The following is an 11,990-nucleotide window of genomic DNA, read 5'->3' as shown; positions in this document are numbered from 1 at the left end:
GTCGCCCGCAGCGCTCATTACGTCCAACGGCCGGGTTTCCCGGCCGTTTTGCTTTTTAAGGGGGCAGCGGTACAGTCGGCAACCTTGAAGAAGCGAAAAAAGAATGACCATGACGATCAGTGAAACCCCGGCGCGCACGCTGCCGGTGCAGGACGCGCGGATCTACCCGCGCGGTGGGCTGGATGTGCTGTCCCGGGCCGAAGTGGCGCGCCTGCGCGACGCCTCCGGCGGCGGCATGCACGAGCTGCTGCGGCGCTGCGCGCTGGCGGTGCTGACCAGCGGCAGTGCCTCGGACGATCCGCGCGCGGCGCGCGATCTGTACCCCGATTTCGACATCCAGGTCGCCCAGCAGGACCGTGGCGTCCGCATCGACCTGGTCAACGCCCCGGCCATGGCCTTCGTCGACGGTGAAATCATCCGCGGCGTGGCCGAACTGCTGTTCGCGGTGGTCCGCGACCTGGCCTACATGGCCATCGAGATGGGCCCGGCCTATGCAGCCGAGCTGGAGTCCTCCGAGGGCATCACCAACGCGGTGTTCGGGCTGCTGCGCAACGCGCGCATCCTCAACCCGGGCGACCCCAACCTGGTGGTCTGCTGGGGCGGCCACTCCATCGGCCGCGACGAGTACCTGTACACCAAACAGGTCGGCTACGAGCTGGGCCTGCGCGGGCTGGACATCTGCACCGGCTGCGGCCCGGGCGCGATGAAGGGCCCGATGAAGGGTGCCACTATCGCCCACGCCAAGCAGCGCAAGCACACCACGCGCTATATCGGCCTGACCGAGCCGGGCATCATCGCGGCCGAGTCGCCGAACCCGATCGTCAACCACCTGGTGATCATGCCGGACATCGAGAAGCGCCTGGAGGCCTTCGTCCGTATCGGCCACGGCATCATCGTGTTCGCCGGCGGCGTCGGCACCGCCGAGGAGATCCTGTACCTGCTCGGCATCCTGCTGCGCGAGGAAAACAAGGACCTGCCGTTCCCGCTGATCCTGACCGGCCCGACCGTGGCCGCGCCGTACTTCGAGCAGATCGACCGCTTCATTCGCCTGACCCTGGGTGATGCCGCCGCCGAGCGCTACCAGATCATCATCGGCGACCCGGTTGCCGTGGCCCGGCAGATGTCGGCCGGGATCAAGCGCGTGCGCGAGCACCGTCTGGCGCAGAAGGACTCGTTCTTCTTCAACTGGTCGATCGAGATCCCCTGGGAGTACCAGCAGCCGTTCGTGCCGACCCACGAGGCCATGGCTGCGCTGGACCTGCACCACGGGCGTCCGCCGCACGCGCTGGCCGCCGACCTGCGCCGGGCCTTCTCCGGCATCGTCGCCGGCAATGTGAAGGAAGACGGCATGCGCCGCATCGAGCAGTTCGGGCCGTTCGAGATCCACGGTGACCCGGACATGATGCAGGCCTTGGACGGGCTGCTGCGCGCCTTTGTCGAGCAGCGCCGGATGAAGATCTCCGGCGAGTACCAGCCGTGCTACCGGGTGCTGGCCTGACCTGAGCCGGCCGGGCAGGGCAGGGCGGGCGTCAAGGCATTGACGCCCGTCGCCCCCGGGCGACCGTTCGTCCCTCTGCCCCTTGCCGCCCGGCGGCGGGGCGTTCATTGTCCATGCCATCACGCTGGGGAGCGTCCCATGTCTTTGCGCCTTTCAAAGGGCTTCACACTCATAGAGCTGATGGTCACCGTGGGTGTCATGGCCATCCTGGCCGCGATTGCCTATCCGAGCTTCCAGGGAACCCTGCGCTCCAACCGTGTCGTGTCAGCCTCCAACGAGGTCGCGGGCCTGATGTCGCTCGCCCGCAGCGAGGCAATCCGCAACAAACGCGGCGGTGGCGTCTGCGGCAGTACCAACGGCACCAGCTGCGACGGCAGCTGGAACCGCGGCATGCTGGCCTGGTCCGATGTCAACGGTGACGCCGCAATGGGCGCTGGCGAGACGGTCCTGCGCTTTGTCGCGGTCAATCCGTCCGTCGTCAGCAGCGGACCCAACGGTAAAACGGTAGCGTTCGACGGCCGGGGGCGCCTGCGCGGAGGGAATCCGCCGGAGGTGACCCTGCAGCCCGACGTCTGCAAGGGGCAGAACACCCGCCGTGTACTTAAGATCAACGCCTCCGGACAGCTCAGCACTGTCAAGGGAAACTGCTCATGAGACGTTTCAGTGCCTTTGGTCGCCGCAGGCATGCGGCGGGTTTCAGCATGATGGAGGTGCTCATCACCATGATCGTGCTGGCCTTCGGTCTGCTGGGCTTTGCCCTGCTGCAGACGATGAACGTGCGTTTCGTGCAGAGCTCCAACTACCGCACGCAGGCCACCAATCTGGCCTACGACCTGCTCGACCAGATGCGTGCCAACCGCTATCAGTCGGCGTGGTACACCAATGCAACGTTCGCTGCCGGCTCGGTGACCCGCGCTGCCTGCACGCGAAACGTGGGTGCCGTCACCATTGCGCAGAACGTCACCCGCTGGCAGTGCCAGGTGGTCCAGGCCCTCGGTGAGGGGGCCAGTGCCACGGTAACGAACGTCAACGGCACGGTCACGGTGGGCATTGCGTGGGCGGACCAGCGTTGGGACAAAGACAACCCGGACAGCCGTACGACCTTTACCGCGGAAACCCAGCTATGAGTCGTGCGTTCAATTCTCCGCGTCACCAGGCCGGCGTTTCGCTGGTCGAGCTGATGATTGCCCTGGTGATCGGCCTTGCGCTGATGCTGGGCGTGATCCAGGTGTTCTCTGCATCCCGTGAAGCGTCGCAGCTGGCGCAGGGCAATGCCGCCGTGCAGGAAAACGCGCGCTTCGCGCTGGAGTTCCTGCAGCGTGACATCCGCATGGCCGGGCATTTCGGCTGTGTCAACGATCAGGCGCACTTCGTCAAGGGCGAGGGTGATCCGGTGTCGCACATCGGTGGCGTGGCGACCGGCAGCGGAAGTCCTCTGGATTTCTCTGTTTCCGTGCAGGGCTATGAAGCACCGGATACCGCTCCGAACGGGACGCTGACTCTCGGCGCGAACTGGAGCGGGGCGAGCGGACTTCCCAGCGCGCTGCAGGCCCTGAACCCGCGCGGCGGCAGCGACGTGCTGGTGTTGCGTTTCCTGTCGCCGGTAGGCGTGCCCGTCACCAGCATCGGAACTGGCAGCAATCCTGAGATTGGATTCAACTCGACCGCCGGAGAGCGGCTTACCGAGGGCGGCGTCGGCGCTCCCACCCTGTTCGGCCTGGCAGATTGCAGTCATGCCGATGTTTTCGTGGGTACCTATGCCGCCGGCAAAGTTACCGCCGTCTCCGGTGCGCTGACCCGCTACAACGTTCAGCCCACCGGCGAGACCATGCTGTATCGCGCTGAGTCGATTGCGTACTACGTCGGCACCGGGGCCAGCGGCGAGCCGGCCCTGATGCGTGCCCGCGCCAAGTCCGATGGTACTGGCTACGACATCCCTGAGGAACTGGTGGAAGGCATTGAGAACCTCCAGGTGATGTACGGGCTGGACGCCACCGGTGTGATCACCTCGACGGCCCTGCCGGTTGGCAACATCACGTTCCAGCAACCCGCCAATGGCGTTTCCACTGGCACGGATGCTGATGCTGCCGGTCAGTGGCGTCGCGTGGGACAGGTGCAGGTGGGCGTGCTGGCACGCAGCCCCAACCCTGCCACGGCGACCGCATCGGCTGCTGCGTTGAATGATCCCCGCCTGCTGGGCGTGCGCTTCGCTCCTGCCGCCACCAACGACCGACGCTATCGCGTCGCCTACGAGTCGACCATTGCGCTGCGCAACCGCCTCTTCGGGAACTGATGTCATGAAACCGACCCGCCGCTCCTTCCGCACCCCGGCCAACCAGCGCGGTGCCGTGCTGTACGTGGCCCTGATCATGCTGATCCTGCTGGCGCTGATCGGCATCGCCGGCATGCAGGTGGCCGGCATGCAGGAAAAGATGGCCGCCAACTACCGTGCGACCAACACGTCGTTCCAGAACACCGAAAGCATGACCCGTCGCACCGAACGTGCGATTGAAGCCCTGGCCAACCGCACGGCCCTGGCCAACGATGCGCCGATTTCCGCCACCAGCATCAAGACCAACTGCGACGATGGTTTCGATCCTGTGGGGTGGGGGCGCGACATCTCCATCACGGGTGCCGACAGCGTCAACGTGCGCCGCATCGACTCCTGCATCATCGGCGGCGGCTCCATCAACATGGGTGAGCCGCTGGACCCGACTGCTCCGATCTATCAGATCACTTCCTTCTCCACCGATGTCCCGGCAGGCCCGTCCTCGTCGGCCGTCATCGACTCTGTCTTCAAGCTCTAAGGACTGCCGTCATGATCACGCGCAAAACTGGTATCACGGCATCGGCAGTCGCGCTGCTGGTCGGGGTGGGCGGCTACTTCGCCTACAGCCTGTTCGCCGCACAGGGGCAGGGTGAGCTGTCGCAGGTTCCGATGAACTCGGTGAGCAATGCGCCGCCGGCCTTCATCATGGCCGTGGACGATTCGAACTCGATGACGTTCGAGCGCATCTTCCCGGGCGGCGACGGCCGCCTGCGCTGGAATAGCAACAACGGCAGTTTCTTCAGTTCGTCAGGCACGTTCTTCAGTGTCGGCGAGACCTGCTTCAACAACAGTGTTGACTGTCTTCTCTATCTGTTCCCGCACAACGAGTACAACAAAAGCTTCACCTCGGGCTTCGCGATTCCGCCGATTGATGTGTTCGGCTTCGCGCGCTCGCCGAACTACAATGCCGGATACTTCAATCCTGCGGTCAAGTACGATCCGTGGCGTCGCCCCGAGGCCGTCAATGGCAGCGCACTGATGCCGCCCGCGGACATCACCAAAACCCGTACCGATCCGCGCAGCAACTTTACCGTCGGCTACAACCTCCTGTACGACATGACCGCTTCGCGCGCGGTCACAACCGAAACATTCCGCATCCTTACCGGCATGACGTTGCCGAAGGGTACGGAGTATTACTCGGACGGAATGATCTGCAATACGAACCGGAACAACGGTCTGCCGGACGCGAGGAGAAGGTGGGTGGCGTTGGATAGTGCCTGGACGGCACCGACCAACTGTGACGTTGCGATCAAGTACTTCCCGGCGACGTTCTATCTGCCCGAGGGCCAGGCCGCGCCCACCGGTTACAAGGTGGATGATACCAATCGCCCGGTGATCACGAATGCGTGCGGCCCTGGCTGCAATCTGCGCCGCTACACCATTGTGAAGGAAAACTACGACAGCGGTTACGACGACGCGATCAAGAACTACGCCAACTGGTTCCAGTACCACCGCAACCGCATCCTCTCCATGGTGGGCTCCTCCTCGCATGCGATGGGGGAGGTGCAGAACATGCGCGTGGGCTACTTCACCATTAACAACCGCGTCGATGTGACCATGTATGACGTGGGCACGCAGCGGACGCAGTTGTACGACAGGATCTATAGCCTTTCCCCGAATGGCGGTACCCCGAACCGTGAGGCGGTTGAACACCTCGGCAAGCAGTTCCGTCGCGAAGGAACGGGTGCTCCGGTTGCGCTGGCGTGCCAGCGCAACGGCGGCATGTTGTTTACTGACGGTTATACCAACACCACCAGCAAGGCAGCGACCGATTACGCCAATGCCGACTCCGCTGGCGGCACGCACTTCAATGGCACGCCGTTTGCCGACGGCTACAGCAATACCATTGCCGACATTGCAGCTGCTTACTACGCTGGCAGCCAAACTCCGCTGCGCACCGGCGCGAATTTCCCGGCGGGTCAGGTGCCGGTAAGCAAGCAGTGCGAGACGCTCAACAAGTCTTCGGCTGAGTGGAAGCGTCTGGACTGCCAGACGGACCTGCACATGAATTTCTACGGCGTCACGCTGGGTGCCAGAGGCAAGATCTATGACGTCAACCAGGCCGCCACCACCGATCCGTACAAGACGGTTCCCAACTGGGACGGTAACGGCAACCCCCTTGATGGCGACGACGGTCGCGTGATCGATGAAATCTGGCACGCCGCGCTCAACTCCCGCGGCGAGTTCATCAATGCCAAGACCCCGGCCGACGTGACTGCCGCCATGCGCCGCGTGCTCTCGGCAGTGGCAGCGGGGTCGTCGCCCTCGGGCACCATCGCCCTGACCGGCGCGCGCATCGGTGCCGGTTCGCTGACCGTGTCTCCTGCATACGAAATTGCCAACGAAGGTACCGACTGGTTCAGCCGCCTGACTGCCAGCCAGGTGACCGTCGATGCGACCACCCGCGCCGCCGTGTACACCCCCATCTGGGAAGCCAGCAGCAAAATTCCGGCCGCTGCTTCACGCAATGTGTTCTTCGGATCCGGCACCGGCGTGAGTGCGTTCAACGGCACCAATGTGTCGCTCGAGATGCTCTGCGCCACGTCGAGCGCGCTGTACCCGGGCATGAGCCAGTGCACCGCCTCAGCCCTGAGCGGCGACCTGGGCCTGGACGCCACCAAGGCAACGAACTACCTCAAGGGTGACACCTCGCTTGAAGTGAAGAAGGGCGGCAAGCTGCGTGACCGCACCACCCTTCTGGGTGACATCATCAACTCGTCGCCGCAGATCAGCGCGCCGATCGACGACTACGGTTACCGTTCGCTGGGCGGGGACCTGGGCACGTCTTACAACGCCTACATGACCGCCAAGAAGGCGCGGAACTACATGGTGTACGCCGGGGCCAACGACGGCATGCTGCATGCGTTCAACGGCGGCATGGATTCCGACGGCAAGACCACGGCAAACGGCGGGGTGGAATCCTTCGCCTACATCCCGGAAACCGCACTGGGCCACATGGGCAATCTGCTCAAGCCCTACAATCCGCTGGCGACCAAGGACCAGGTGCCGCACCGCTACTACGTCGACGGTCCGCTGGTGGTCGGTGACACCTACTACGACAAAGCCTGGCACACCACCTTGGTGGGTACCGCTGGTGCCGGCGGTCGCGGTGTATTCGCACTCGACGTGAGCAATCCCAGCAACTTCGGCACCAGCAGCCGTCTGTGGGAGATCAATGATATTTCGGGCGCTACCCCGGAGATCCGCAACAACATCGGCCACGTGCTGGGTAAGCCGGTGATCGTGCCGTTCAAGTCGGGTACCACGGTGACCTGGAAGGCCATCTTCGGCAACGGCTACAACAGCAAGAATGGCAAGGCGGTGCTGTTCATCGTCGACATCGGCACGGGCACGCCGAACGTCCGCATGATCGAAGCGGTGGAGTCCGGCACTGGCAAGCCCACCGGCACCAACGGTCTGGGCAACATCGTGGTGCTGGACCGCAAGGACAACGCCAATACCGATCGGGCGGTTCGTGACGGCTACGCCGACACCGTTTATGCAGGCGATGCCAACGGTGCGCTGTGGCGCTTCGATCTGCTGTCGACGGCGACTTCGGTGACCACGCCGGTGTTCACCACGCTTTCCCGCACCGAGTCTGGTTCGGTGGTGCGTCAGCCGATCACCGGCGGCATCAGTGCGGCATCGGGCGAGGGTGGCGGCGTGCTGCTGATGTTCGGCACCGGCAGTTTCTCGTTCGTGAACGACCCGGCCGACAAAACCACGCAGTCCCTGTACGGCTTCACGGATCGTTCCGGTAGTACGCCTGTCACGGTGACCCGCAGCAACCTGATGCCGTATACCGTGAATGCGGCGGCAAACGGGTTGTCGCGGACGATGGTGGCGGGCACCCGCCCGGCCAATTCCCTGGGCTGGTATGTGGATCTGCCCGCAAGCGAGCGCTTCGTGGGGTATCCCGACGTGGTAGCTGGCGTGGTGTTCATGCCGACTTATGCGGCCAATTCCACCACGACCGGCTGCAGCACGGTCGGCAGCAACTGGCTCTTCGGCCTTGATGCACGTTCCGGTGCTTCCGCGCTGGCGACTGCTCGCCTGGGTTCACCCGGCGGCAACACCTATCCGCAGAACACCGCCGCCGTAGCGCTGGATACCGGTGGTACCGCCCCGGTGAAGGACGTGGCCGTGTCGGTGGTGCCGCGCCTCGGCACGCCGGCAACGCCGCCTGCAGGTACGCCGCCGCCGACTGTGCCCGCCAGCGGGTGCTGGATGGTGGTCAACGTAGCCGGCGCGCAGCCGATGTACCTGCCATATCCTTGCGGTCGCCAGTCCTGGCGCCAGATCCAGTAACGGAGAGTCTGCATGCATAGCCTGTCTTTCACTCGATTCCGCCGCGGTCGCGCCAGCGCCGCGGGCTTCACCCTGATCGAGTTGATGATCACAGTGGCCGTGGTGGCTATCCTCGCGGCGGTCGCCATCCCTACCTACCAGGATCAGGTGCGCAAGTCGTACCGCGGCCAGGCCAAGGCCGACCTGGTGGAATACGCACAGCGGGCGGAGCGTTTCCATACGGTGAACAACACCTACCAGGGGTTCGCCTTGGCCGCGACCCAGTCGCCGCGTGAGGGGGGCACGGCGCGGTACCGGATGTCGATCCAGCAGACCGCGACCACCTACACCATCACCGCTGCGCCGCTGAATGCACAGACCAAAGACAAGTGCGGCACGATGACCATCAACCAGGCCTCGGTGAAGACCCCGGCCCAGGCGACGGTGGCCGGTTGCTGGTAACCGAGGATCACGCATGTATTGCATCGCCGCCCGGCAAGCCTTAACATGCGCCTCCCCGCCCGAATAGCTCAGCCGGTTAGAGCACTTGACTGTTAATCAGGGGGTCGTTGGTTCGAGTCCAACTTCGGGCGCCAGATTCGAGAGAAGCCTCGCAGCGATGCGGGGCTTTTTTCGTTCAGAACGGGCAGGGCGTTGGCTGCTGCACGCGCCTCGCACGCGTTCGCCCGACGTTGTTGACGATGACCCGGCTGTGCAGCGTCGTCCCGGCACATATGCTGATGGTCAGGTTGCTGCCGCCGCTGCGCCCGTCGCGCTGGAAGCGGAGGCGTTGCCGGCCGAGGCTGGCGGCGGCACGCACGCCCTTTGCGGTCGAACCGGGCTGAAACCGCAGGATGTCTTCTTCGGCGATCGGCACCGGTTCGGGGCCGTGGTCGCGATGGATCAGCCACCCGCGGCTCCAGTCGCCGCCGCAGCGCCAGCCGTCCTCGCTTGCACAGACTGCAATCGGTCGGTGGCGGGTGATTGCGGTACTACGTGCCGTATTGAACACGCTGACCAGCTGCATCCTGAGCATGTCGGCCCGCAATCGGTCGATCTGGGCATTCAGACTCGGTAGCGCCAGTGCGCTGATCAGTGCGAGGACCGCCAGTGCAATGGTCAGTTCCAGCAGATTCCACCCTTCGATCAGGCGGTGGCAGGCAGAGGGGTGGGTGCGGGGCATGGGCGGAGGGGCAGAACAGGGGTGTTCACGGTGCCCGGGTGGCCGACCGCGGAACATCGGCCGCTCCCGCGACAAGCGGTAGGCCGGTTCCTCAGCCAGCCGTCACCCAACCCCCCGGTATACTGTCGGGCCCGGGTACTGGCAGCACCATGAGCGACCGCTTCGAACTCGTCTCCCCGTATTCGCCGGCCGGCGACCAGCCGGCGGCCATCGAGAAGCTGACCGCCAATTTTGAGTCCGGTGTGGCCAAGCAGACCCTGCTGGGCGTAACCGGCTCGGGCAAGACCTACACCATCGCCAACGTGATCCAGCAGGTGCAGAAGCCGACGCTGATCATGGCTCCGAACAAGACCCTGGCCGCGCAGCTGTACGGCGAGTTCAAGGCGTTCTTCCCGCACAACGCGGTGGAGTATTTCGTCAGCTACTACGATTACTACCAGCCCGAGGCGTATGTGCCGTCGTCGGACACCTTCATCGAGAAGGACAGTTCGATCAACGAGCACATCGAGCAGATGCGCCTGGCCGCGACCAAAACCCTGCTGTCGCGCCCGGATGCGATCGTGGTTGCCACCGTCTCGGCGATCTACGGCCTGGGCGCGCCCGAGGACTACCTGTCGCTGCGCCTGATCCTGTCCACCGGCGAGCGCATCGACCAGCGCGACCTGATCAACCACCTCACCCAGCTGCAGTACACCCGCAACGAGTACGAACTCCAGCGCGGCAGCTTCCGCGTACGCGGCGAAGTGATCGACGTGTTTCCGGCCGAGTCGGACAGCGAAGCGGTGCGCATCGAGCTGTTCGACGGCGAGGTCGAGCAGATCAGCATGTTCGACCCGCTCACCGGTGAAAGCCTGCGCAAGCTGCAGCGCTACACCGTGTACCCCAAGACCCACTACGCCACCACCCGCGAGCGCGTGCTGGCCGCGGTGGAGACGATCAAGGTTGAATTGAAGGAGCGGCTGGAGCAGCTGTACGCGCAGAACAAGCTGGTCGAGGCGCAGCGCCTGGCGCAGCGCACCCAGTTCGACCTGGAAATGATGGCCGAAGTGGGCTACTGCAACGGCATCGAAAACTACTCGCGGCACCTTACCGGCAAGGCCGCCGGCGAGCCGCCGCCGACCCTGTTCGACTACCTGCCGCCGGACGCGTTGCTGGTGATCGACGAATCGCACGTGACCATTCCGCAGATCGGCGCGATGTTCAAGGGCGACCGTTCGCGCAAGGAAACCCTGGTGGAGTTCGGCTTCCGCCTGCCGTCGGCGCTGGACAACCGCCCGTTACGTTTCGAGGAATGGGAAGAACGCTGCCCGCGCAGCATCTACGTGTCGGCCACGCCCGGCCCGTATGAGTTACGCGAAGCCGGCGACGAGATCACCGAACTGGTGGTGCGCCCGACCGGCCTGATCGATCCGGTGGTGGAGATCCGCCCGGTGGCCACCCAGGTCGACGACCTGATGAGCGAGGTCAACGAGCGCATCAAGCTGGGCGACCGCGTGCTGGTCACCACGCTGACCAAGCGCATGGCCGAGAACCTCACCGAGTACCTCACCGAACATGGCATCCGCGTGCGTTACCTGCACTCGGACATCGACACCGTGGAGCGCGTGGAAATCATCCGCGACCTGCGCCTGGGCAAATTCGATGTGCTGGTCGGCATCAATCTGCTGCGCGAAGGCCTGGACATGCCGGAAGTGTCGCTGGTGGCGATTCTGGATGCGGACAAAGAAGGCTTCCTGCGTTCCACCGGCTCGCTCATCCAGACCATCGGCCGCGCCGCGCGCAACCTGCGCGGCAAGGCCATCCTGTACGCCGATCGCATGACGCGCTCGATGCAGGCGGCCATCGATGAAACCGATCGTCGCCGCAGCAAGCAGGTGGAGTTCAACGAAGCGCACGGCATCGTGCCGCGTTCGGTGGCGCGCCCGATTGTCGATGTGCTGGAAGGCGCGCGCTCCGATGCAGCCGAGAAGGAATCGCGCGGCAAGGGCAAAGGGCGGGGCAGCAAGGTGGCCGAGGAAGCGGTGGATTACCGCACGCTGGAGCCGGCACAGATCGCCAAGAAGCTGCAGCAGCTGGAGCAGAAGATGTACCAGCATGCCCGCGACCTGGAGTTCGAAGACGCGGCCCATGTGCGTGACCAGATCCGCCAGTTGAAAGAGGCCAGCCTTGGCTGAACACTCGTTCGTGAAATACCTTCACAAAAGTGTTGCGCTTGCCCCGGTGCATCCGTAATATACGCGGCCTGCACCGACGCAAACACGGCGGACGCAGCGAGAAATCGGGCGGTTAGCTCAGCGGTAGAGCACTACCTTGACATGGTAGGGGTCACAGGTTCGAACCCTGTACCGCCCACCACTCCCACCTCAGCGGTGGCAGTGGCAACAGACGAAAAGCCGGCCTTTGGGTCGGCTTTTTGCTTTTCAGGCTTTCTGTCCCGGCATGGCGGCAGTTTCCGATACCGCACTCCGCCAGACCCTGATATCCGCGTTCCGGGCGAATCCCGAGCATGGGTGGATTCTGGCTGACGGGCCGCCCCGTGATTCCGCTTCCCCTGTTTGGCAAAGCCTGCGCAGCGGCCCTGCTGGTCGGGGTGTGCGCGGTGGTGTACGCGCCGGTGCTGCTGCCTGCGGGCTGGGCACTCGCTGCGGCGGTGCTGGGGTTGGCGGCGTGGCTGCGCTGGCCGCGCGGCCGCT

General features: G+C 64.5%; 9 protein-coding genes and 2 tRNA genes. 10 read left to right on the top strand and 1 reads right to left on the bottom strand.

What is annotated here, in order from left to right; translation table 11 throughout:
• The first annotated feature begins 109 nt into the window (after positions 1 to 109).
• The 8 genes from ppnN to RT551_RS14120 all read left to right on the top strand — a co-directional run bounded on the left by ppnN (position 110) and on the right by RT551_RS14120 (position 8,710).
• Positions 110 to 1,498 carry a nucleotide 5'-monophosphate nucleosidase PpnN gene (ppnN, locus tag RT551_RS14155; protein ID WP_313459812.1) on the top strand — a complete coding sequence of 463 codons (1,389 nt, stop codon included), beginning with the start codon at positions 110 to 112 and terminating at the stop codon, positions 1,496 to 1,498.
• A gap of 138 nt (positions 1,499 to 1,636) precedes the next feature.
• Positions 1,637 to 2,152 (top strand): Tfp pilus assembly protein FimT/FimU, encoded by a 516-nt coding sequence (locus RT551_RS14150; RefSeq protein WP_313459809.1) that lies wholly within the window; start codon positions 1,637 to 1,639, stop codon positions 2,150 to 2,152.
• Positions 2,149 to 2,625, top strand: a complete 477-nt coding sequence (gene pilV, locus RT551_RS14145) for a type IV pilus modification protein PilV (protein ID WP_313459808.1) — start codon at positions 2,149 to 2,151, stop codon at positions 2,623 to 2,625. The genes RT551_RS14150 and pilV overlap by 4 nt, the downstream gene beginning before the upstream one ends.
• Entirely contained in the window at positions 2,622 to 3,791 is a 1,170-nt protein-coding gene (locus RT551_RS14140; RefSeq protein WP_313459806.1) for a PilW family protein, read from the top strand. Before pilV ends, RT551_RS14140 begins: the two co-directional genes overlap by 4 nt.
• Before the next feature lie 4 nt (positions 3,792 to 3,795).
• Positions 3,796 to 4,305 (top strand): PilX N-terminal domain-containing pilus assembly protein, encoded by a 510-nt coding sequence (locus RT551_RS14135; protein WP_313459803.1) that lies wholly within the window; start codon positions 3,796 to 3,798, stop codon positions 4,303 to 4,305.
• 11 nt (positions 4,306 to 4,316) lie between these two features.
• Positions 4,317 to 8,135 carry a PilC/PilY family type IV pilus protein gene (locus RT551_RS14130; RefSeq protein WP_313459800.1) on the top strand — a complete coding sequence of 1,273 codons (3,819 nt, stop codon included), beginning with the start codon at positions 4,317 to 4,319 and terminating at the stop codon, positions 8,133 to 8,135.
• Positions 8,136 to 8,147: 12 nt separating this feature from the next.
• Entirely contained in the window at positions 8,148 to 8,576 is a 429-nt protein-coding gene (locus tag RT551_RS14125; protein WP_313459799.1) for a type IV pilin protein, read from the top strand.
• Positions 8,577 to 8,633: 57 nt separating this feature from the next.
• Positions 8,634 to 8,710 (top strand) — tRNA-Asn (locus RT551_RS14120).
• Between the two features lie 41 nt (positions 8,711 to 8,751).
• Here RT551_RS14120 and RT551_RS14115 read toward each other — a convergent pair.
• On the bottom strand, positions 8,752 to 9,297 hold the full coding sequence (locus RT551_RS14115; RefSeq protein WP_313459797.1) for a GspH/FimT family pseudopilin: 546 nt from the start codon (positions 9,295 to 9,297) through the stop codon (positions 8,752 to 8,754).
• A 149-nt stretch (positions 9,298 to 9,446) separates the two neighbouring features.
• Here RT551_RS14115 and uvrB point away from each other — a divergent pair, with 149 nt between their 5' ends.
• Both uvrB and RT551_RS14105 read left to right on the top strand, forming a co-directional pair.
• The gene (gene uvrB, locus RT551_RS14110; protein WP_313459794.1) at positions 9,447 to 11,471 is read left to right on the top strand and encodes an excinuclease ABC subunit UvrB; all 2,025 of its coding nucleotides are present in this window, start codon (positions 9,447 to 9,449) and stop codon (positions 11,469 to 11,471) included.
• Between the two features lie 106 nt (positions 11,472 to 11,577).
• Positions 11,578 to 11,652: transfer RNA gene (locus RT551_RS14105), tRNA-Val, on the top strand.
• Positions 11,653 to 11,990 lie beyond the last annotated feature (338 nt).

The sequence above is a fragment of the Stenotrophomonas sp. genome (genome assembly GCF_032103445.1).
In the GTDB taxonomy this organism is placed as follows: Bacteria; Pseudomonadota; Gammaproteobacteria; order Xanthomonadales; family Xanthomonadaceae; genus Stenotrophomonas.
This window is presented reverse-complemented; position numbering and strand designations above follow the sequence as displayed.

Bases quoted from the DNA above. Each gene is read 5' to 3' on its own strand.
- ppnN (WP_313459812.1), top strand. From the start codon at position 110: ATGACGATCAGTGAAACCCCGGCGCGCACGCTGCCGGTGCAGGACGCG.
- RT551_RS14150 (WP_313459809.1), top strand. From the start codon at position 1,637: ATGTCTTTGCGCCTTTCAAAGGGCTTCACACTCATAGAGCTGATGGTC.
- pilV (WP_313459808.1), top strand. From the start codon at position 2,149: ATGAGACGTTTCAGTGCCTTTGGTCGCCGCAGGCATGCGGCGGGTTTC.
- RT551_RS14140 (WP_313459806.1), top strand. From the start codon at position 2,622: ATGAGTCGTGCGTTCAATTCTCCGCGTCACCAGGCCGGCGTTTCGCTG.
- RT551_RS14135 (WP_313459803.1), top strand. From the start codon at position 3,796: ATGAAACCGACCCGCCGCTCCTTCCGCACCCCGGCCAACCAGCGCGGT.
- RT551_RS14130 (WP_313459800.1), top strand. From the start codon at position 4,317: ATGATCACGCGCAAAACTGGTATCACGGCATCGGCAGTCGCGCTGCTG.
- RT551_RS14125 (WP_313459799.1), top strand. From the start codon at position 8,148: ATGCATAGCCTGTCTTTCACTCGATTCCGCCGCGGTCGCGCCAGCGCC.
- RT551_RS14115 (WP_313459797.1), bottom strand. From the start codon at position 9,297: ATGCCCCGCACCCACCCCTCTGCCTGCCACCGCCTGATCGAAGGGTGG.
- uvrB (WP_313459794.1), top strand. From the start codon at position 9,447: ATGAGCGACCGCTTCGAACTCGTCTCCCCGTATTCGCCGGCCGGCGAC.